Source organism: Hippea maritima DSM 10411 (genome assembly GCF_000194135.1).
Classification (GTDB): domain Bacteria; phylum Campylobacterota_A; class Desulfurellia; order Desulfurellales; family Hippeaceae; genus Hippea; species Hippea maritima.
In genome coordinates, this window is sequence record NC_015318.1 from 1039616 (window position 1) to 1061199 (window position 21584).

18 protein-coding genes are annotated in these 21584 nt (G+C 37.5%); 10 read left to right on the plus strand and 8 right to left on the minus strand.

Features of this window, described 5'->3' with window-relative positions:
- Positions 1–65: 65 nt before the first annotated feature.
- From thrC to HIPMA_RS05460, 7 genes are all read right to left on the minus strand, one after another.
- On the minus strand, positions 66–1433 hold the full coding sequence (gene thrC, locus HIPMA_RS05430; RefSeq protein WP_013682056.1) for a threonine synthase: 1368 nt from the start codon (positions 1431–1433) through the stop codon (positions 66–68).
- Positions 1430–2776, minus strand: a complete 1347-nt coding sequence (locus HIPMA_RS05435; RefSeq protein WP_013682057.1) for an FAD-dependent oxidoreductase — start codon at positions 2774–2776, stop codon at positions 1430–1432. Before HIPMA_RS05435 ends, thrC begins: the two co-directional genes overlap by 4 nt.
- The gene (gene mce, locus HIPMA_RS05440) at positions 2777–3178 is read right to left on the minus strand and encodes a methylmalonyl-CoA epimerase (RefSeq protein WP_013682058.1); all 402 of its coding nucleotides are present in this window, start codon (positions 3176–3178) and stop codon (positions 2777–2779) included.
- Between the two features lie 10 nt (positions 3179–3188).
- Positions 3189–3635, minus strand: a complete 447-nt coding sequence (locus tag HIPMA_RS05445) for a glycine zipper family protein (RefSeq protein WP_013682059.1) — start codon at positions 3633–3635, stop codon at positions 3189–3191.
- Positions 3623–4627: a methylmalonyl Co-A mutase-associated GTPase MeaB gene (gene meaB / locus HIPMA_RS05450; RefSeq protein WP_013682060.1), complete on the minus strand. Its 1005-nt coding sequence runs from the start codon at positions 4625–4627 to the stop codon at positions 3623–3625. The genes HIPMA_RS05445 and meaB overlap by 13 nt, the downstream gene beginning before the upstream one ends.
- A gap of 2 nt (positions 4628–4629) precedes the next feature.
- Positions 4630–6801, minus strand: a complete 2172-nt coding sequence (gene scpA / locus HIPMA_RS05455; RefSeq protein ID WP_013682061.1) for a methylmalonyl-CoA mutase — start codon at positions 6799–6801, stop codon at positions 4630–4632.
- An 87-nt stretch (positions 6802–6888) separates the two neighbouring features.
- Positions 6889–7740, minus strand: a complete 852-nt coding sequence (locus HIPMA_RS05460) for a lytic murein transglycosylase (RefSeq protein WP_169309471.1) — start codon at positions 7738–7740, stop codon at positions 6889–6891.
- A 119-nt stretch (positions 7741–7859) separates the two neighbouring features.
- Between HIPMA_RS05460 and purH the strand changes: the two genes are divergently transcribed.
- Genes purH through queD form a run of 10 tightly spaced genes read left to right on the plus strand, consistent with a single transcriptional unit; the run spans position 7860 to position 20713 of the window.
- The gene (gene purH, locus HIPMA_RS05465) at positions 7860–9365 is read left to right on the plus strand and encodes a bifunctional phosphoribosylaminoimidazolecarboxamide formyltransferase/IMP cyclohydrolase (RefSeq protein ID WP_013682063.1); all 1506 of its coding nucleotides are present in this window, start codon (positions 7860–7862) and stop codon (positions 9363–9365) included.
- 11 nt (positions 9366–9376) lie between these two features.
- Positions 9377–10735 (plus strand): bifunctional UDP-N-acetylglucosamine diphosphorylase/glucosamine-1-phosphate N-acetyltransferase GlmU, encoded by a 1359-nt coding sequence (glmU, locus tag HIPMA_RS05470; RefSeq protein ID WP_013682064.1) that lies wholly within the window; start codon positions 9377–9379, stop codon positions 10733–10735.
- A complete protein-coding gene (locus HIPMA_RS05475; protein WP_013682065.1) occupies positions 10725–12512 on the plus strand; it encodes a chloride channel protein in 1788 nt (595 codons plus the stop codon). Before glmU ends, HIPMA_RS05475 begins: the two co-directional genes overlap by 11 nt.
- 34 nt (positions 12513–12546) lie before the next feature.
- On the plus strand, positions 12547–14358 hold the full coding sequence (gene glmS / locus HIPMA_RS05480) for a glutamine--fructose-6-phosphate transaminase (isomerizing) (RefSeq protein WP_013682066.1): 1812 nt from the start codon (positions 12547–12549) through the stop codon (positions 14356–14358).
- Positions 14355–16139 (plus strand): chloride channel protein, encoded by a 1785-nt coding sequence (locus HIPMA_RS05485; protein ID WP_013682067.1) that lies wholly within the window; start codon positions 14355–14357, stop codon positions 16137–16139. The genes glmS and HIPMA_RS05485 overlap by 4 nt, the downstream gene beginning before the upstream one ends.
- Positions 16111–18114 carry an ATP-dependent helicase gene (locus HIPMA_RS05490; RefSeq protein WP_013682068.1) on the plus strand — a complete coding sequence of 668 codons (2004 nt, stop codon included), beginning with the start codon at positions 16111–16113 and terminating at the stop codon, positions 18112–18114. Before HIPMA_RS05485 ends, HIPMA_RS05490 begins: the two co-directional genes overlap by 29 nt.
- A gap of 11 nt (positions 18115–18125) precedes the next feature.
- Positions 18126–18569 (plus strand): hypothetical protein, encoded by a 444-nt coding sequence (locus tag HIPMA_RS05495; protein ID WP_013682069.1) that lies wholly within the window; start codon positions 18126–18128, stop codon positions 18567–18569.
- A 3-nt stretch (positions 18570–18572) separates the two neighbouring features.
- Positions 18573–19136, plus strand: coding sequence for a peptidase M22 (locus HIPMA_RS05500; RefSeq protein WP_013682070.1), 564 nt, complete (start codon positions 18573–18575; stop codon positions 19134–19136).
- Between the two features lie 10 nt (positions 19137–19146).
- Entirely contained in the window at positions 19147–20346 is a 1200-nt protein-coding gene (locus tag HIPMA_RS05505; protein ID WP_013682071.1) for a DUF1015 domain-containing protein, read from the plus strand.
- Complete coding sequence (gene queD / locus HIPMA_RS05510; RefSeq protein ID WP_013682072.1) at positions 20339–20713, plus strand: 6-carboxytetrahydropterin synthase QueD; 375 nt, start codon at positions 20339–20341, stop codon at positions 20711–20713. The genes HIPMA_RS05505 and queD overlap by 8 nt, the downstream gene beginning before the upstream one ends.
- On the opposite strand, the gene HIPMA_RS05515 is transcribed toward queD, so the two are convergent.
- Positions 20707–21561: a cell envelope integrity TolA family protein gene (locus tag HIPMA_RS05515; protein ID WP_013682073.1), complete on the minus strand. Its 855-nt coding sequence runs from the start codon at positions 21559–21561 to the stop codon at positions 20707–20709. The genes queD and HIPMA_RS05515 overlap by 7 nt on opposite strands.
- Between the last annotated feature and the right edge of the window lie 23 nt (positions 21562–21584).

The window sequence follows — 21584 nt, forward strand, 5'->3', positions numbered from 1 at the left end:
ACTTAAGCAACCTCAAATTTGCGAGAGTGATAATACACATTTAAGTCTTGCTTGTCAACAAAATTTTAACCCTTTTGCAATTTTTTCTCTATAAATTTCTTAACCTCATCAACGCTGTTACCAAGCACCCACATGCGTTTATTTTTATCTTCAAGCTCAGAAATTGCTCTGGGTTTTTCGGGATAGGCACCTATAGCATCCATAATGGCATCTGGGAACTTTGCAGGGTGAGCGGTTGATAAACATATAACATCACGATATCCAGCCTTAATGGCTGCAAAAACACCAGCTGCTGTATGAGGGTCCACAATATAACCTGTCTCTTCGTAAAACCGTTTTATCGTTGCGAGTGTATCCTCAACACCGGCCCTGTATGACTCAAAATCTAATTGAACCTTTTTAAGCAAATCACCTTCAAATTTAAGTTTTTTTGTCCTTGTGAACTCATCCATCAGCTCTTTAACTCTAATTGAATTTTCATCAGACAGATAATAAAGATATCTCTCAAAGTTGCTTGCAACCTGAATATCCATAGACGGAGAAAGTGTTTTTACCACCTTACCGGTTGAGTAATCGCCGTAATTAACAAACCTGTAGAGTATATCGTTTGAGTTTGTGGCCAAAATAAGCTTTTCGATAGGCAAACCCATTCTTTTTGCCATGTAGCCTGCAAATATATCACCAAAATTACCTGTCGGAACACTAAAGTAAGCTTTATCTACGCCGCTTTTAAAGTAGGCATAAAAATAGTAAACGATTTGGGCTAAAATTCGAGCCCAATTTATCGAGTTTACAGCAGCCAGATGATATTTTTCTTTAAACTTAAGATCGTTAAATATGCTTTTAACAATCGCCTGACAGTCGTCAAAAGTGCCTTCAATGGCTAAATTGTATACATTTACATCTTCAACAGTGGTCATTTGAAGCTCTTGAACCTTGCTAACCTTATTATGCGGGTGAAGTATAAATATGTTTATATTTTCTTTGCCCTTTAATCCATATATGGCAGCAGAACCCGTATCTCCACTTGTAGCACCCAAAACATTAACATAGGTATTCCTTTTCTTTAAAACATACTCAAATAGGTTACCCAGAAACTGTAGTGCTACATCTTTAAAGGCAAATGTAGGTCCATGGAATAATTCAAGTATAAACAGGCCATTCTTCTTTACAACAGGTGTCACTTCTTGTGTATCAAACGTCGAATAGCTCTTACCAATAAGGGTTCTTAAATCATTATATGGAATGTCATCAATAAATAGCCTAAATATCTCAAAAGCAAGATTGTTATAATCTAAATCTCTTAGATTATCCAAGTCAACATTTGGAATGGTCTGAGGAACTATCAAACCACCATCTGTAGCAAGACCCATTAAAAAGGCATCAGTAAAATTCAAATCACTAACGCCACCTCGAGTGCTCTTATACTTCATTTTCTCACCTGTTTTATGGCTTGATTTGCGCATACAAGAATTGGATCCCAAACAGGGGCAAACGGTGGGGAATAAGCCAAATCTAACCCTTGAATATCTTTTATTGCAAGATTGGAATATAAAGCAGTTGCCAGTATATCTATTCTCCACACTCCCTCGCTATCTCCAACAATCTGCCCCCCTAACAGGCGTCCAGAACCTTTCTCAGCCACAAGACATATCTTAACCTTGCCCTGATGAGGGAAACCATGCGCTGTGGTCGGTGCTTCTATTATAGTTTTAAAGGCATCAAAACCGTTATCAATTGCCTCCCTCAGAGACAGCCCGGTCTTTGCAACACCTTTATCAAAAATCCTAAATAAAATAGTTCCAACAATACCGGCAAACTCCTCATTAGCCCCTGCCATATTGGCACCGCCAATCCTACCTGCCTTGTTTGCATTTGTGCCAAGCGGCATATAAACATTCCTGTTTAGAATTCTGTGGTATATCAGGGCGCAATCACCACCAGCATAAACACTCTCCATATTCGTCCTGAAATACCTATCAACCACGATGGCGCCTTTTTCCAATTCAATAGGTGTGCCGACCAAAAAATCTGTGTTGGGTTTTACACCTGCAGCTATGTTGACAAAATCAGCCTCAAACTCACCTTTGTTAGTCTTAACCTTCAAAGAGCCATCTATTTTCTCAATATCAACACCTGTGATGAGTTCAACCCCATTCCTGGACAACTCCTCTTTAACAACCTCTGAAAACTCATCCTCAAAGTTGAGCAATATGCCATCAAGCTTCTCTAAAATGACCACTTCCATGCTAAGCCTTTTTAAATTCTCAGCAAGTTCCAAATTTATAAAGCCTGCTCCTATCAAAACAGCTTTTTTGGGTTTTTTATCCTCTATATACGCTTTTATCCTTCTTGCATCATCGAGCACCTTAAGTTTAAATACACCCTCGTTAGCTGCTCCTTCTATAGGAGGCAGAAACGCTTCGGCGCCACTGCCTATAAAAAGTTTATCATAAACAAGCTCATATTCTCTATCGCTCGCAAGACTTCTAACCTTCACCTTCCTATTATTGAAGTCAACCCCAACAGCCTCGCTCAAAAGCCTAACATCTATTCCTCTTTTGGTTTTGAATTCATCAGCAGTTAAAACAACAAGTTCATCTATATCAGCCTGGTATCCAATATTATAAGGCATACCGCAAGCACCATAAGAAACATCCCTTCCCTTCTCAACAACTATAACCTCTGCTGACTTTATTCTTCTTTTCACCTGACTTGCTGCACTCATTCCTGCAGCATCACCACCTATAACGACAACTTTAAGCGGTCTTTCCATCTACTCCCCCTTGGATACAAGCTCTGTAAGAACAATAGATGACTTTGGATGAACAAAGGCTATCATTGTATTGGAAGAACCTTTTACAGGCTCGTTGTTTATAAGCTGTATCCCGCCTTCTTTCAGTTTCTTAAGTTCACCATCTATATCGTCTGTAAAGTAAGCTATATGGTGCAAGCCTTCACCCTTTTTATCAATATATTTATAGATAGGGCTTTCCTCGGATGTAGGCTCTAAAAACTCTATATGTACACCATTTATATCGAATTTTGCCACCCTAACCTTTTGAGAGTCAACCTCCTCTATCTCGAGCAACTCAAATCCTAAAACATCCCGATAAAGGGCGATAGCTTTATCTAAACTTTTGACTGCTACACCTATATGGTCTACCTTTTTTATCATAAAATCACCTCTAATACGTGTTTGTCTCTTTATACCCCTTACATACTTCTTTTACTGTATCCTTTATTATCTTCCCATTTCTATACTCACGTACATGAACCTTTTGGCAACTTGTATGTTCATTTGGATTAACAACAGGTTGGCCAACCGGCTCGGCTTCAATCCTTTCCCATCCACCGTTTTGTGTTTGTCTTTGATAAACAACAGGTTTTTGATTGGCCATAGCTTCGTTAATTGCCCTTTGCTGTATTTGATACATAGCTTCACCAGCCACAGCACCCAATATTCCACCTATTACTGCGCCCTTCCAACTGTTCTTTGTGGTTGCAGCACCCACACCTGCTCCAACAGCTGTGCCTAAGGCAACATTTTCACTCTCTGTTGTACAAGAAGAAATAGAAAATCCTATAAAAATAAATAAAACAAACACCACAACAAAATACTTCAACTTCTCCACGGAACACCCCCTTCACATAAAGTTTCTTTAAATCTATTCAATATATACTCAGCAGCAAGCGACGGCGTTGTCACCTGATTAACAACAGCTTTTTCCATATCCTTAGCTACAGATGCAACCTTTTGATTGTTATCAAGCAAGGCTTTAAGCCCCTCCATAACAACTGACCACATCCAATCTACAGCTTGTCTTTTTCTCTTTTCAAAGAAAGTGCCGTTTAATTTTTTAATTCTAACATATTTTTCTATAGTTGAAAAGACAACATCTATCCCCCGCTTTTCCAGGGCACTAACAAGAATCACAGGAGTTTGCCAATCTTTATCCTGCTTTTTTAGAATACTTAATGCATTTTCGAGCTGTTTTTTTGCAAGCTCTGCTACTTTTAGGTTATCAGAATCGGCTTTATTTATAATTATAGCATCAGCAACCTCCATAATGCCACGCTTTATACCCTGAAGCTCATCTCCGGCATTGGGTAGTTGCATCAACAAAAACATATCCACCATAGAGGCGACACTTATCTCAGATTGACCTACACCAACAGTCTCAATAATTATCACATCATAACCTGCAGCCTCGCAAAGAAATATACTTTCTCTACTCCTACGGGCAACGCCACCTAAAGAATCCCCAGAAGGCGAAGGTCTGATAAAAGCCTCCTGCCTTCTGGATAGCTCCTCCATCCTTGTCTTATCACCCAAAACCGAACCGCCCGTTATCTGGGAAGAAGGATCAACGGCTAAAACTGCCACCTTATGACCCTTCTCTATCAAATAGAGTCCAAAAGCCTCTATAAAAGTACTTTTACCCACACCAGGGACACCACTTATGCCAATTCTTATAGAATTGCCCGTATAGGGCAGTATGCCCTCAAGCAACTCTTTGGCGTATTTTTTATGTTTTTCGTTTTTGCTTTCAATAAGCGTTATAGCCTTAGCGAGCGCTCTTCTTTTGCCGTTTAACAGGTCTTCTTTAAGCTTTTTCAAATCCACTGTTATTTGCCCTCTAAAATCCTTCTTGGTGTCTTTCTTTCCTTTATTGCCCTAAGAAGTTCTTTTGCAGACTTCAATAAGGACGTACCGGGGCCAAATACAGCCGCAACACCTTTAGAGTAGAGGAAATCGTAATCCTTTTTAGGTATAACCCCGCCCACTGTTACGACTATATCATCATCAGCCTCAAGTTTTTTAAGCTCCTCTATAAGCTGAGGTACCAATGTATTATGTCCCGCTGCTAAGCTTGATGCACCTATAGCATGCACATCGTTTTCTACGGCCATCTTAGCAGCTTCCTCAGGCGTCTGGAACATCGGTCCAACATCAACATCAAATCCCATATCGGCATATCCTGTTGCTACAACCTTTGCACCTCTATCATGTCCATCTTGACCCATCTTTACAATTAGAACTCTTGGCCTTCTACCTTCCTGCTTTTCAAACTCTTCTATTTCTTTTTGAATTTCTTTAAATTCATCGCTATCCTCAAATAAGCTTCCGTATGCCCCACTAACAAGTTTAATCTCTGGCTGATATCTGCCAAAAACCTTTTCCATAGCATAGGATATCTCACCAAGAGTTGCTCTAAGCCTTGCAGCCTCAACAGCTGCCTCAAGCAGGTTGCCACCCTCTTGCGCCACTTTGGTTATCTTATCTAAAGCCTTTTGAACCTTATCGTTATCCCTTGTTTGCTTTATCTTTTTTATTCTTTCAATCTGTTTATTCCTTACAGCCGTATTGTCGATATCTAAAACTTCTACTGGCTCATCCTCTTCTTCTGGTATAACGTATTTATTCACGCCCACTATCACATATTCACCCTTATCAATCATAGCCTGCCTTTTTGCTGCAGATTCCTCTATCCTTAATTTTGGCATGCCAGTCTCTATAGCTTTAGTCATACCACCCATCTCTTCAATTTCATCAATTATCTTGGATGCCTCTCTAATCAAAGCATGGGTTAGAGACTCTATGAAGTATGAACCCGCTAATGGGTCAACCGTTTTTGTTATATTACTCTCTTCTTGAAGTATTATCTGCGTGTTCCTTGCGATACGCGCAGAAAACTCTGTCGGTAAGGCTATTGCCTCGTCCAAAGCGTTTGTATGAAGGGATTGTGTCCCACCTAAAACAGCAGCTAAAGCCTCAATCGTTGTTCTTATAATATTGTTGTACGGCTGCTGAGCCGTCAAACTCCACCCGGATGTTTGACAATGCGTCCTTAAGGCCATTGAGCGAGGATTCTTTGGATTGAATTGACTCATAAGTTTGGCCCATAAAAATCTTGCAGCCCTAAGTTTGGCAATTTCTGTAAAGAAATTCATACCAATTCCAAAGAAAAACGACAATCTAGGGGCAAAAGAGTCTATATCCAAACCCCTTGCCAGGGCCGTTTTTACATACTCAAGACCATCTGCAAGCGTAAAAGCAAGCTCCAAAACAGCATTGGCACCAGCTTCCTGGATGTGATAACCACTTATACTAATTGAATTAAATTTCGGCATGTATTTGCTAGTATATTCAATTATATCAGCAATTATCCTCATTGAAGGCTGTGGAGGATATATATAGGTGTTTCTAACCATAAACTCCTTTAGGATATCATTCTGAATTGTCCCTGAAAGTTGTTCTTGCTTTACCCCTTGCTCCTCAGCGGCAACGATATAAAAGGCCATTACAGGAATTACAGCACCGTTCATCGTCATAGAAACAGAGACTTTATCAAGCGGTATTCCATCAAACAATATTTTCATATCCTCAACAGTGTCTATTGCAACGCCTGCCTTTCCCACATCACCAACAACCCTTGGGTGATCTGAGTCATAACCCCTATGGGTTGCAAGGTCAAAAGCAACGGATAAACCTTGCTGACCGAGTGCCAACGCTTTTTTATAAAATGCATTTGATTCCTCAGCCGTAGAAAATCCTGCATACTGCCTAATAGTCCAGGGCCTTACTGTATACATCGTGGCCCTTGGACCTCTAATGAAAGGAGGAAAACCAGGAAAAGTATCCAAATACTCAAGTTTTTCTATATCTTCAGCCGTATAAAGTGGATAAACATCTATTCCCTCAGGCGAATGCCACACTAATTCAGACACATTTTTTCCTTTTAGTTCCTTTTTAGCCAATTCTTCCCAATCTTTTTTTGTAATCTTTTTAAATTCCATTGCATAGACCTCCTTAACAATTATCTTATTAACTGTGCACATTTTAAAAAGAATTTAACTATATTGCAACCATAAATAAAGATTTAATTAGCGAATTTTCTTACATATCTCTTCTGATAGCTCGTATACTGCCATGGCATAGTTCTTTGTTCCATTATACTTTTTCAAGGCCCAAAAGTTATCATAGGCAACGAAACATCTAACACCAGAACCGTAGTTGAAGGTAATGACTTTGCCACCATTCAAATTCTTTGCATTTAACCTTCTACACAACTTACTATCATTAGATAAAAACTTAACTACAGGTTTATCTTTCTTCCAGCCGTGCTTAAGGAGGTAATTTGCAATGCTTGCTGTAGCATCATCCACTTCGTTTAAATTTAAACCATTACCATTGAAATCAACACCGTAGCGGTCTATATTAGAAGGCATAAACTGAGGAATACCTAAAGCTCCGGTAATCGAACCCTTTACAGAAAACGGATTGACCCTATGTCTAAAAGTGTAAACAATAAAACTTTCAAGTTCTGACAAAAAATATCTCTTTCTTTTTGAATACAGCGATAAGGTATAGAGAGCATCGAGTGCGTTTGTAGTGAGTTTAATTCTGCCAAAGTTGGTTTCAATACTAAGAATTGCAACAACTACACATGGGTCTACCCCAAACTCTTGATAAACCCTGTTTAAGAGCTTCCTATGGCTTTTGTAAAACTCAACTCCTTCCTTTATCCTTCTCTTATTTACAAAGAACTTTACAAAATCGCCAAAAACAAACGTTTTCTCTGGGGAATTTGCAACCCTCTCTACAAATGACCTAACATTATCAACCACCTTAGCTTTGGATAAAACATAATGCGTATATTCCACTGGCACGTTGTATCTGGCATTGAGTTTTACAGCAATCTCATCAATATTAAAACCATAAACTGGATAACTCAATACTATAATTAAAGTCACTAAAATAAATCGCATATTTCATTTTAGCACAACAATGCCAGCTTGACAAAGAACTTTAATTAAACTACATTACAACTAAATAACCAGTGTCGGGAGGAGCAATGAAAAAGGCTGCGCTAATAAGCGTTTCAGACAAAAAAGGCATTGTTGAATTTGCCAGATTCCTGCAAAACAAAGGATTTTTAATACTCTCTACAGGCTCAACAGGAAAACTATTAAAGGACAACGGGATAGATGTTGAGTTTGTAGAGGATTACACACAAGCAAAGGAAATGTTGGATGGTAGAGTAAAAACCCTTCATCCCAAAGTTCATGGAGGCATTCTATATAGGCGAGATATCCAAGAACATAGACAAACGGTTAACGAGCTTGATATATACTCCATAGATGTCGTGGTTGTTAATCTATATCCCTTTGAAGAGACAGCTTTAAAAACAAATAATGAAGAGGATTTAATTGAAAATATAGATATAGGAGGGCCAACGCTCATCAGGGCTGCAGCCAAAAATTATAAAGATGTACTTATTATTTGTGATCCAGATGATTATAAGACTGTAATGGAGAATTTTGATTCAATAGACAAAGACAAAAGAAGGGAGTATGCCTTAAAGGCGTTTGCAAAGACATCGTATTATGACGGTTTAATCGTAGAAAAAATGTCAGGTAATTTATCATTCAAAGAAACAGCAATTCCATTCAAAATAGAAAAACAACTAAGATACGGTGAGAACCCACATCAATTGGCCTTTTTTGCTAAGTCACCTCTGAAAGATGGTATATCCAACCTTATCCAACTAAACGGCAAAGAACTGTCATACAACAATCTTCTTGATATAGACGTAGTATACAGAATGATGGTAGAGTTTGATCAGACAATCTGTGTTATAGTAAAACACAATACTCCGTGTGGGGCAGCCACATCAAATAACCAATTAAAAGCCTACGAAGACGCCCTTGCATGTGATCCAGTAAGCGCATTTGGTGGCATTATAGGTATAAATTCAACATTAAACAAAGAAACTGCTGAAGCTATAATCAAAAGGTTCTATGAGGTTGTTGTAGCGTTTGACTTTGATAAGGATGCGCTGGAAGTTTTGAAAAGCAAAAAGAACTTAAGGGTAATAAAACTACCAAAAGTAAACTATAAATTCTATGAAATCAAAAGCCTGCTGGGCGGGTATCTTATTCAAGAGAATGATTATAAAAACGATTTTACCTATGAAGTAGTATCAAAAGCTAAGCCTAATCCACAGCAACTCAAAGATCTTGAATTTGCTTTTAAAGTAGCCAAGTTCGTAAAGTCAAATGCAATAGTATACGCAAAAGATGGCAAAACACTTGCCATAGGAGGTGGTCAAACCTCAAGAGTGGATTCAGCTAAATTTGCCATAGCAAGGGCAAAAGAGTTAAATATAGATCTAAATGGATGTGTTATGGCATCGGATGGATTTTTCCCATTTAGAGATAGCGTCGATGAGGCGGCTAAAGCAGGAGTAAAAGCCATTGTTGAGCCAGGTGGCTCTATAAGGGACAAAGAGGTTATAGAAGCCGCAGATGAATACAATATACCTCTTTTATTCACACGCATAAGACATTTTAGACATTAAGGAGAAAAAGCATGGAAGCTGTAATATTGGCAGCAGGTAAATCAACACGCATGAAATCTAAAACCAGTAAGATTTTTCATTCCATTTGCGGAAAGCCAATGATATTTTACGTGGTTGAAGCTTTAAAGAGGTATAAAATCCACATAGTTGCAAACACAGAAACATATCAAACATTACAACATCTATTTCCTCAAGCTCAAATTCATATACAAAAAAATCAAAAGGGGACAGCAGATGCGTTAAATTCTGTAATAGACTATATAAAAGATGAAAATTTTGTTGTAGTAAATGGTGATATGCCCCTGATCAATACAGACGACATAGAAAGCGCCAAAGGTATTTTAGAAGGGCAAAAATTTGAGTGTGTCCTACTAACAGCAGAACTAGAGAATCCAACAGGTTACGGTCGTATTGTAAGGGACAATTACTGTATTGAGATTATTGAGGAAAAAAATGCATCCGATGAAGTAAAAAAGATAAAAGAGGTAAATTCAGGTATTTACATATTTAATACCAAAGCTGCCAAGCTTGCCCTACCTAAAATTCAAATGGACACCATAAGTGGCGAGTACTATCTAACAGATATTTTAAAGCATCTAAAAAAGGTGGAAGCAGTAAGAGTTGACAGTGAAAATATACTTGGTGTAAATACAAGAAAGCAACTCTCTCAGGCAAGAAAGATACTCCAAAAAAGAATAATAGAAAGATTTGACAATGTAACTTTTGTTGATGATGAAAACACCTATGTAAATTATGATGTAACCATAGGCGATGACACTGTAATTTTTCCCAACGTCCATTTAAAAGGAAACACCACAGTAGGCAGAAATTGCATAATAGAGAATGGATCAATTATAGAAAACTCCGTTATAAAGGACAATGTTCACATAAAACCATACTCTGTAATTGAAGAAAGCCTAATAAAGAGCAACTGCGAAATTGGTCCATTTGCTCATCTAAGACCACTAAGTGAATTAGGAGAAAACGTAAGGATAGGTAATTTTGTAGAAACAAAGAAGGTAAAAATAGGTAAAAACACAAAAGCAAGTCATTTAACGTATTTAGGTGATGCCACACTGGGTGAGGATGTCAATGTAGGATGCGGTACAATTACTTGCAACTACGATGGCTACAGGAAGAACGAAACAATCATTGGAGACAGGGTTTTTATAGGCTCAGATGTCCAGCTTGTTGCACCAGTAGAGATAGGAAACGACGCCCTAATAGCCGCAGGCACAACCGTGACCAAAAACGTTGAAGAGTTTGCTTTGGCCATTTCTAGGGTCCCTCAAACAAATAAGCCAGGCTGGGTTAAGAAATTCAGGGAAACTATGGAAAAGAAGCTAAAAGAGGAGAAAAATGCTAAATAAGTTAATGCTAACTTTTAAGCCGACCAAAGATGTCATAGAAGAAGGCAAACTCCTCCTCTATGCGAGTGTGGTCGGTGTAATAACTGGATTTGGCGCGGTAGTATTTCTTGTTGCCACACATTTTTTTAGTGTTTATGTGCTTCATAACATAGCAGGCTACCCTATAATAGAACCCAGGGGTGAGCCTGAGCTATTTGAAAAACTCAACAAAAACTTCAACCCCATACTTTTAGTAATAATTACAACTGTAGGTGGACTTATATCCGGAATTTTAGTTTACACATTTGCCCCTGAAGCTGAGGGTCACGGTACAGATGGAGCGATAGATGCCTATCATAGAAAAAATGGCATAATAAGACCTATGGTTCCTATAATAAAAATGATAGCAAGTGCCGTAACATTAGGTAGTGGAGGCTCTGGTGGTAGAGAAGGCCCCATAGCCCAAATAGGGGCAGGTTTTGGTTCATTCTTTGCATCCAGACTCAATCTATCGGCAAGACAGAGAAGGATACTCCTTGTAAGCGGCATGGGGGCTGGTGTGGGTGCAATATTCCATGCACCTATGGCTGGTGCTATATTTGGAAGTGAAGTCTTATACAAAGAACCTGAAATGGAAGGCGAGGTATTTATATACACCGTTGTTGCATCCATTGTAGCCTACTCCACATTTTCTCTCTTTTTTGGCTGGAAACCGCTATTTTTCACACCCGTTTTTAGATTTACAAACCCCCTTGAGCTTATCTCTTATACAATTTTGGCACTAACCGTTGGCTTTTTTGCTGTCTTTTATGTAAAGGTATTTTACGGCGTTAGAGATTTATTTAAAAAAATCAAACTCATTCCCCACATAAAGCCCGCTATTGGCGGACTCTTGGTTGGAGTAATTGGAGTATTTGTGCCAGACGCCATATCAAGTGGTTATGGATTGCTTCAAAAAGCTATAGATGGAACAGCGCCGATAAAACTTCTACTTCTTGTGGCAGTATTAAAGGTGATAGCAACATCCTTAACAATTTCAAGTGGCGGCTCTGCTGGTGTTTTCGGACCTTCTATGGTTATAGGTGGTTCCTTAGGGGGAGCAATTGGTTTAATCTTGCACAATCTATCCCCATCGTTGGTAAGCCAACCCGCATCGTTTGTGTTGGTTGGAATGGTAGGGTTTTTCAGCGCTGCAGCCAATACACCGTTATCAACAATCGTTATGGTCACAGAAATGACAGGCAGTTATCATTTAATAGTACCTGCAATATGGACAGCAACAATAGGTTATATAGTGGCTCAAAAATGGACAATATATGAAAAACAGGTAAAAAACAGGAAAAACTCACCCGCCCATGTTTTAGAATACAAAAGAGACCTTCTTGAGGAGGTAATCATAAAGGACATAATGAGAAAGGAATTTACAAGTGTAAGCCCCTTTACATCCCTTCAAGAGATATTTAGGATATTCTCAACAATAAGTGACGACGATATACTTGTATTGGATACAAATGACAAACTTAAAGGCATAATTACCTTAAGGGTATTGAAATCACTCCTTGGGCAAGAACAATTGCCACCTATTTTGATAGCAGATGATGTAGCAAACACCACATTAATTACAACAACACCAGATGAAAATCTACACAATCTAATGCACAAAATAGGCCTAAAAGATATTAACCTTGTGCCGGTTGTAGACAAAAACGATCCAACAAAGGTATTGGGAGTTGTAAAGAGGAGTGATATTATAAAAATGTACAATGAAATAATTCAAAAACTAAACAAGAGTGTTTGAAAAAATGCAAAATAGGTGTTATAAGAGGTAGGCTATGTGTGGAATTGTGGGCTACTGTGGAAATCAAGAGGCCTTAAAGATACTACTACAAGGGCTTCAGGCTTTAGAATATAGAGGCTATGATTCTGCCGGTATATCGTTAAAATCTACTCATCGAATAGAAACCCTAAAAACAAAAGGAAAGGTAATAGATCTCATTACGTTAATAACGGAAAGCAATATAGACACTAAAGCCAGAATGGGAATAGGCCACACACGATGGGCAACACACGGCATACCCAGTTCAGAAAACGCTCATCCCCATTTTACAGATAATGTTTCTGTTGTGCATAACGGCATAATAGAGAACTACAGAGAACTTGAAGTTTTCCTAAATCAAAGAGGACTAAAAAGAAAAACACAGACAGACACAGAAATCATAGCATTGCTAATAGACTTCTTTTTGAAAGACAAAACCTTTGAAGAGGCTTTCAAAGAAACAGTTAAACTTCTAAAGGGAAGTTTCGCCATAGCTTCTATTTCAAAAGATGAGAATTTCATAATGGCTGCAAAGCATGAAAGCCCCCTTGTTATAGGTTTATCTGATAATCAAATATTTATAGCAAGTGATGTGTCTGCTATGATAGAATATACAAATGAATTCATATTCTTAGAAGACGGGGATACAGCAAAAATCTCAGCCAAGGGTATAACCATTTGGGATAAAGACGGACAAAAAGTTAAAAGAGAGCCAATAACGATAAATTGGTCTAAGCAAACAGCCCAAAAAAGCGGATATAAGCACTTTATGCTAAAGGAAATAGCAGAAGAGGACGAATCAGTTAGAAACACTATTCAATCAAGGATATCAGAAAACGGAAAAATTTTACTTGATGATGAGATAAGCATAGATAAAGGGTTTATTAAAAACATAGATAGAATAACCATAGTGGCTTGCGGCACAAGTTTTTATGCAGGCCTAACCGCAAAACCAATATTAGAAAAATACACAGGTGTAAAAGTGGATGTTGAAATAGGCAGCGAGTTTAGATATTACAATTATATATACTCAAAAAATAACCTCTTTATTGCAATATCCCAATCTGGTGAGACAGCGGATACAAAAGAACCTCTGCGCATGGCAAAAGAAAAGGGTATAAAGACACTCTCCATCGTTAACGTCAAAGAATCCGCAATTGCACGTATGGCAGACTCATGCATCTATACCTTGGCGGGACCTGAAATAAGTGTGGCTTCAACAAAAGCCTTTGTAAGTCAATTAGCAGTTTTGTATATGCTTGCTTTCTATGTAGGGCAAATCAAAGGAAAGCAGATAGAAAAGAAAGCTAAAATGTTGTTATCCATACCAAAGCTCATAAAAACAACATTCAACAATACAGTCGAAGCAGCAAAAAAACTTGCTGAAGAATACCATAGATACAAGAACTTTTTGTACTTGGGTAGGGGGCTTTGCTATCCTTTAGCCTTAGAGGGCGCACTAAAACTTAAAGAAATTTCATACATTCACGCCGAAGGATACCCAGCCGGTGAGATGAAACACGGCCCAATAGCATTAATTGACGAAAACACACCAACTGTGGTAGTTGCTCATTCAAAAGAACCGCTGTATTCAAAAAGCTTATCAAACTGCGAAGAGATAAAATCAAGGGATGGAAAAATTATATTAATCAGCGACAAACAGGCAGATATAGTAGATGAAACAATAAAAATGCCTGAAGTAGACTATGAGCTTTTACCGTTTATCTACGTAGTTCCCCTACAGCTTTTCGCTTATTATATGGCATTGTTTTTGGGCTATGATATAGACCAACCAAGAAATCTTGCAAAGAGCGTGACGGTAGAATGAAGGTATCGGCACTATCTGAGTTGATGTTTATCATAAAGGGCTTAAAACACTCCCAAACTAGCAAAATGTTGATATATGCATCAATTGTTGGTGTATTAGCCGGTGTTGGTGCTATCTTATTCTTTGTATTGCTTGATTTAACATCTGTGACACTCCTAAACCACATAGCCGGCTTCCCTTTAAGCCACCCTACCAACGAAGAACCACTAATCCCATTGATTCACAAGCCTTTCAATCGCATAGCGTTCCTTATAATCATCACTGTAGGCGGGTTTTTAAGTGGTCTACTCATACATCTTTTGGCTGAGGAGACAAAAGGTGGCGGAACTGGTGAGGTTGTAAAGGCATATCACAATAATCAGCCTATAAGAAAAAGGGTGCCCTTTGTAAAGCTTATCGTATCAGTTATATCATTAGGTGTAGGTGGAGCAGGCGGTAGAGAGGGGCCTGCAGCCCAGATTGGTGCAGGTTTTGGCTACCAAATAGGTAATTTCCTGAAACTAACAGACAAAGAAAAGCGCATTCTGATGATCGCCGGGCTTGCCGGTGGTGTTGGTGCAATATTTAGGAGTCCTATGGGTGCTGCAATATACGCAGTTGAGGTTTTATACAAAGACATAGACTTTGAGTATGAAGCACTTCTACCTGCTGCCATATCCTCAATCATTGCCTACTCCATATTTTCAGCAAAATTTGGCTGGATTCACATGTTCTCAACACCGCCTCTTGTATTCCACAATCTAAGGGAATTCTCCTCCTACACAGTTTTAGCTGTTGTGTGCGCATTGAGTGCGATAGCTTTTATCAATATATTCAACACATCCTCAAATATGTTCTCAAAATTGAAAACTCCACTTTACATAAAAACTGCTTTGGGTGGGCTTTTGGTTGGCCTATTTGCCATGTTTATCCCAGATAGCGCAGGTATGGGATACGGCATAATGCAGAACGCCTTTTTAAACAAAACGGGTTTTCAGTTGCTTCTGCTTTTGGGTTTAGTAAGAATGTTTACAACATCCATAACCTTAGGAAGTGGTAATTCTGTTGGTTTATTTGCACCTACACTTGTTATAGGAACGGCAATTGGGGGCGGAATTGGTGGGCTGATAAAAAACATATTCCCAATGATGGTTGATAATCCCGCATCTTTTGCTATCGTGGGAATGGCAGGTTTTTTTGCAGCAACAAACAAAACGCCGCTTTCAATTATTATAGTAGTTGCAGAAATTACCGGAAACTACGAACTCATAGTACCGTCAATGTGGGTTGTAGCCATAAGCTTCCTTCTGACAACCCGTTATAGCATTGAAAGAAACCAGGTTAAAAATAGAGCTCACTCCCCTATTCACAAATACGAGTTCGTTAGAGATGTGCTTGAGGGTATAAAGGTAAAAGAATTGATGAAAAAGGACTTTGTTAGCGTTTCAGGTTCAACAAGCCTTGCTAAAATATTTGAAATACTTTCCGAGGCAAAACAAACAGATATACCAGTAATAGATAACTCAAATAAACTACAAGGGATTGTAACACTTCATGTACTCAAATCTATTTTGGGCGAAGGTGAATTGGCGGATTTTCTTGTGGCAGAGGATGTAGCAAATAAAAATGTTATAACAACAACACAGGAAGAAAACCTAAATACGCTTATGCATAAGATAGGCTTTAGGGAGATAAACACCATTCCTGTTGTAAACGACCAAGGTCAAATAATAGGTATAATTACAAGAAAGGATATAATAAAGGCGTATAACGATGCAACAGAAAAACTACATAATAGATGAGCTAAATCCTCAGCAGAGGCAAGCCGTTTTAGAAAACAGCTGCAACTTACTTATATTGGCTGGTGCAGGAAGTGGAAAAACTAAGACACTAACACACAAGATAGCATTTATACTCAACGAAGGCTTGGCAAAACCCTATCAGATTTTAGCTTTGACCTTTACAAACAAAGCAGCGGGTGAAATGAAAGAAAGAATAGGAAAACTCATAGGTAGTCAGGCTTCTGATATGTGGATTGGAACATTCCACTCCATAGCATTAAAAATATTAAGAAAAGAAGGTTTCAGGCCCACTATTTACGACTCTAAGGATCAGGAAAATTTAATCAAAGAGATATTAAAGAAACTCAACATAGACTCAAAAAAATACACACCAAGAGCCTTCTGCTCCTCCATTTCTTCATTGAAATTAAAATTAACAAAACCCGAAGATTTAAAAGTTAACTCTCCATTTGAAAAATACCTGAAGAGTGTTTATAGGCTGTATGAGGAGAGTCTTGCTAAGGCAAACGCAGTGGATTTTGATAATATAATACTGAGGGTCATAGAACTTTTAGAAGAAAATGAAGATGTAAGAAAAAAATATTCAAATAAGTTTAAATACATATTTATAGACGAATATCAAGATACAAACTATCCACAGTACCTATTTGTCAGGCTACTTTACAACAGCTCAAATATAGTTTGTGCTGTTGGTGATGAAGACCAATCTATCTATGGATTCAGGGGTGCTCAAATTGACAACATACTAAAGTTCGATAGGGAATACGAAAACTGTAAAATCATAAAGCTTGAAAAAAACTACCGCTCGGCTCAAGAAATACTAAACATAGCAAATACATTAATATCAAAAAACAATCTAAGAAAAGAAAAGAGGCTTTATTCAGACAAAATAGGAGGCAGGATAAGTATAGTAAATTTAGCAACAGAAACTGAAGAGGCTAAATTTGTAGCAGAACAAATTCAAAAACTTAAATTAGAGGGCGAAAACCTATACGACATTGCTGTGTTGTATAGAACAAATTTTCAGTCTCGAACAATTGAAGAAGCCTTAATAAGATACAGCATCCCATACAATATAATAGGTTCAAAAAGGTTTTTAGAAAGAAAAGAGATAAAGGACGTAATTGCATATCTAAAACTTTTAGTTAACCCGAATGACGATATAGCGTTTTTAAGGGCTATAGGCTCACACCCTAGGGGCATAGGTGCTAAGTTTTTGGAGGTTATATCCAAAGCAAAAGACAGTCTAAATACATCGATGTTTGAAGCATCAAAATGGTTGATAGAAAAAAAGAAAGTCACTCCAAGGCAGGAAAAAGCACTAAAGCAATTTCTAAGCGTATTTGATATAAACACGGCTAAAAGCGTAGACAAGATTATAGATGAGATAATTCAAATAAGTGGCCTTAAAAATCATCTTGAACAAACGGACGATTTTGATAGAATAGCCAACATCATGGAACTAAAGAACACAGGCAACTTAAACAACCTTGAGTCCTTTTTAGAGGATTTGTCCCTTTTGGACTATTCAAATGAACTAGAAGAACAAAAAGAGAGTGTGAGATTAATGACAATCCATGCATCCAAAGGGCTTGAGTTTAACACTGTCTTTATTGTAGGGGTTGAAGAGGGTTTATTTCCAAACGAGAATCTAAAGAGGGATGAGTTGGATATAGAGGAAGAACGCAGGTTGTTTTATGTGGCTATAACAAGAGCAAAAACAAACCTATTTATCAGCCACGCCTCATCAAGAAGAAGAGGAATAGACTATCAAAGATCAAAACCATCGAGATTTTTACTTGAGATAAAGGAAAAGATAAAGCACAAACCATTAAAAAGGGGCGATAAAATAAGGCACTCTATATATGGAGAAGGGGTGGTTTTAAGTAAAGACGGTCAACTTTTAACCGTAAATTTTTCAGAAAATGGGATAAAAAAGATTTTAGAAAAAGATAGAAATTTAAGTGTAGTATAGTGGAGGTAAAAATGGCTACTTTAGAGGAAAGGTACAATCAGTTCAATAACGGTCTTGCTCTGGTAAACATAAGAACCAAGAAGCTCGTATGCGAATTTGATGATGAGAAATTGGACATTCCACCAGAAACTCAGAAGGTATACATAGATAAAAGTTCCTATTATCAGGTCCTGGCAGATAATTTTGTAAGGGTTTTTCAAGATTACACGCTAAAGATTGCAAACAAAGAAAATGAGGAGGATGTATTTGTTAAAATAGATATAACATTCCTGCTTGACTTCCAGGTTGGAGGACCAATAGACGATGAAATATTTAACATCTTCTCAGAATCAACTGTATTAATAGATAGCTGGCCATACTTTAGAGAGCTTGTCCAAAATTCTCTTTTAAGGATGGGGCTTGCACCGGTGATTATTCCACCAATTCAATTCACGCCACCGCAGCAGCAAAATTAAGTAATGGTAAGCTTGGTAATAGATGGAAGCAATACATTTTTAGATTTATCCATATTCAACAAAAAAGAGCTTTTATACTGTTCTTTTCTAAAAGGAGGTAGAACATTTTCTGAAATCTTAATAAAGCTGATTGACAACGCCTTGTATTACACTAACAATACCCTTGAGGATATTGAAAGTATCTATTGTGTTGCAGGGCCTGGGAGGCACACCTCGTTGCGTGTCGTCATATCTACCCTTAAGGGATTATTTTTCTCAAAAAAGGTAAAAGCATATAAACTCAACGCTATGGACCTTACAGCAGCAGCTTTTGGGGGTCCAAAATTCAGGGTCGTAAGTGAGACTTTCTCATCTTATGCCTATTTTTGCGATTACACTTACGATTCTAAAAAGTTAAAAAGACTAAATTACTCAATTGAAAGGGTAAAAGAAGAAGAAATTTACAAAACAAACTTACCAATTGTAAAAACAAACGATGAAAGACTTACACCAAAAACAAAACATATATTTACCATTGAAGACTATGCAGAAAAGGTTGATTTAATAAACCTAAACCCCATCTATTGAAGGAGTTTTTATGGCACAAATTTACCCTTTTAGAGGCATTTTATACAGACAAGATTTAAGAGATAACTCAATTATGGCACCACCATATGATGTTATAAGCAAAAACTATAAAGCCAAATTGAAAAAAAAGAGTCCTTACAATGTGGTGAAATTAACACTTCCAGAGGTTTATGAGAACGCAAAAGAATTCCTAAATAATTGGCTTAATGAAGGTATTTTGGGTTTTGATAACAACTGTTGTTTTTACGGCTATGCATGCGATTACGAATTCAACGGCAAAAAAAGACAACTCAAAGGATTTCTTGCAGCATTAAAACTTGAGGAATTCGGAAAACACATAAGACCACACGAGAAAACATTAAAAGGGCCAAAAATAGATAGATTTAACCTCATCACAACCACAAATGCAAGCTTCTGTCCTATTATGGGTTTATATGATAAAAGCCCAGAAATAAAAGAGGAGTTAAGTAAGTCTTTAGAGGAAAAACCCTTTTTTGAAGCTACATTTGAAAACCAACTTCATAGACTATTCAAAATATCAGACAGCAATTCAATTAAAACTATGCAAGATGCATTTAAAGACAAGATAGTCATTATTGCAGATGGACACCATAGATACGAAACGGCCCTGATGATAAAAGAGCATTACAATAAACAAGGTCTTAGAGAAGGTGGGTTTGACTATATAATGATACTACTTGTAGAGGCTGAGGATGGAGGCTTGAGTCTTGAGGCTATACATAGGCTTATAAAAAAACTTGATGAGCCTGAAAGATTCAAAGAAAAACTCAAGGAATACTTCTACATAAAAGAAGGCAAAGATAAAAATGCAGATTTTATCATGTATATAGACAAAAGCTTTTATTCTTTAACCCTAAAAAGTGAAAAACCAAAAGGTGTGTTAGAAAGCCTCGATTCAAAGATATTTGAGGATATAATATACAAAGAAATTTTAGGTTTAACTGATGAAGATATAAAAAATCAAATTGTATCGGGCTATGCCCATTCCGAAGAAGAAACCATAGAGCTGGTAGACAAAAAAGAGGCAAAAGTCGGCTTCATCTTAAAACCCATGAGTTTCGAGCAGCTTGTAAAGATAACCGAGGAAGGTCTAACTGTTCCACAAAAATCAACCTTTTTCTATCCCAAAATACCATCCGGTCTTGTAGGGTATCACTTCAAGAGTATCGAGGGGTGCCTAAATGTTTGAAATAACTATAACTGATGATTTTGCCGCAGCCCACAGATTAAACAACTATAATGGCGCATGTGAAAATTTGCATGGCCACAACTTCATAGTAGAAGTTAGCGTTTTATGCGATAAATTAGACAAAGCATATATAGCTATCGATTTTAAGGAACTTAAATCGCTTACAAAAGAGATAGTATCTAAACTAGACCATAGATACCTAAATGAACTAGAACCATTCAAGAGCACAAACCCCACATCAGAGATGATAGCAAAATACATATTTGAAGAATTGAAAAAAGCACTAAAAGACAGAAGCTGCAAACCATCAAAGGTCTCGGTTTTTGAATCACTAAAGGCTAAGGCCACATATTTTGAAACTCAATAAATAAAATAGTTGCTTAGCCTGTACTCAAAGGTGGCATAGATGTTAAGTACATCTATGCCAAACCGTTTTGGCAAAGGTGCAAATGGAGAAGCATCCTTAATCGCCTGCAATGCAGCATTATCAAGTATAGGATAACCGCTTGAGCGTATAAGCTTTAACCTAACCAATCTACCATCTTTACCTATACTGAATAAAATAAGTAATGCCCCTTGTTGGCCTGTTTGTATAGCCTGTTGAGGATAAACCCAAACATCCTGAATTTTGTTTTTTAGTTTCGCCATATAAGATGCATATTTCAATTCTTGAGTTCCTATGCTTATTGTAGCTTCTTTTTTTGCATTTTTATATTTATATTGATTAGATGTGCCAGAAGAAAAGCCTCGTTTAGATAAATCAGACAAAAGCTTTTCGTTAAATAAGCCGCCTTTTAGTTTTACAAGATTACTCTTTTTCGGTCTGCTTAGTCCCACTGCTTTTGACTTTGATGTCTTATTTTTGGCTATCTTTGGTTTGGTTTTGACCTTTTGTTTTGAAGATTCTGGATGCGGCTTAACTTTTTCCAGCCTCGGCTTAGCCTCACCATAAGGTATCTTTTCTTCTTTTGAGTAAACCCTTGCCCTACCCTCACGCTGGATGTTTGCCGCTATTTTGTGTTCTTCCTGCTTCTTTTTTTGCACTTTTATCTTTGGTTTTGGCAGTCTAATTATATCAACAAATACCTGTTTTGGAAGTGGAGGAGTTGGAAGTTTTTTAGGTTTTAAAAATTGAAATACTAAAAAAAACAGAATACTGTGTAAAAAAAGGGAAAATATTATGGAGATAATAACAAATCGCTTGAACCTTTTCATCGAAAGAGAATATATAATTAAAC

Bases quoted from the DNA above. Each gene is read 5' to 3' on its own strand.
- thrC (WP_013682056.1), bottom strand. From the start codon at position 1,433: ATGAAGTATAAGAGCACTCGAGGTGGCGTTAGTGATTTGAATTTTACT.
- HIPMA_RS05435 (WP_013682057.1), bottom strand. From the start codon at position 2,776: ATGGAAAGACCGCTTAAAGTTGTCGTTATAGGTGGTGATGCTGCAGGA.
- mce (WP_013682058.1), bottom strand. From the start codon at position 3,178: ATGATAAAAAAGGTAGACCATATAGGTGTAGCAGTCAAAAGTTTAGAT.
- scpA (WP_013682061.1), bottom strand. From the start codon at position 6,801: ATGGAATTTAAAAAGATTACAAAAAAAGATTGGGAAGAATTGGCTAAA.
- purH (WP_013682063.1), top strand. From the start codon at position 7,860: ATGAAAAAGGCTGCGCTAATAAGCGTTTCAGACAAAAAAGGCATTGTT.
- glmU (WP_013682064.1), top strand. From the start codon at position 9,377: ATGGAAGCTGTAATATTGGCAGCAGGTAAATCAACACGCATGAAATCT.
- HIPMA_RS05475 (WP_013682065.1), top strand. From the start codon at position 10,725: ATGCTAAATAAGTTAATGCTAACTTTTAAGCCGACCAAAGATGTCATA.
- glmS (WP_013682066.1), top strand. From the start codon at position 12,547: ATGTGTGGAATTGTGGGCTACTGTGGAAATCAAGAGGCCTTAAAGATA.
- HIPMA_RS05485 (WP_013682067.1), top strand. From the start codon at position 14,355: ATGAAGGTATCGGCACTATCTGAGTTGATGTTTATCATAAAGGGCTTA.
- HIPMA_RS05490 (WP_013682068.1), top strand. From the start codon at position 16,111: ATGCAACAGAAAAACTACATAATAGATGAGCTAAATCCTCAGCAGAGG.
- HIPMA_RS05495 (WP_013682069.1), top strand. From the start codon at position 18,126: ATGGCTACTTTAGAGGAAAGGTACAATCAGTTCAATAACGGTCTTGCT.
- HIPMA_RS05500 (WP_013682070.1), top strand. From the start codon at position 18,573: ATGGTAAGCTTGGTAATAGATGGAAGCAATACATTTTTAGATTTATCC.
- HIPMA_RS05505 (WP_013682071.1), top strand. From the start codon at position 19,147: ATGGCACAAATTTACCCTTTTAGAGGCATTTTATACAGACAAGATTTA.
- queD (WP_013682072.1), top strand. From the start codon at position 20,339: ATGTTTGAAATAACTATAACTGATGATTTTGCCGCAGCCCACAGATTA.
- HIPMA_RS05515 (WP_013682073.1), bottom strand. From the start codon at position 21,561: ATGAAAAGGTTCAAGCGATTTGTTATTATCTCCATAATATTTTCCCTT.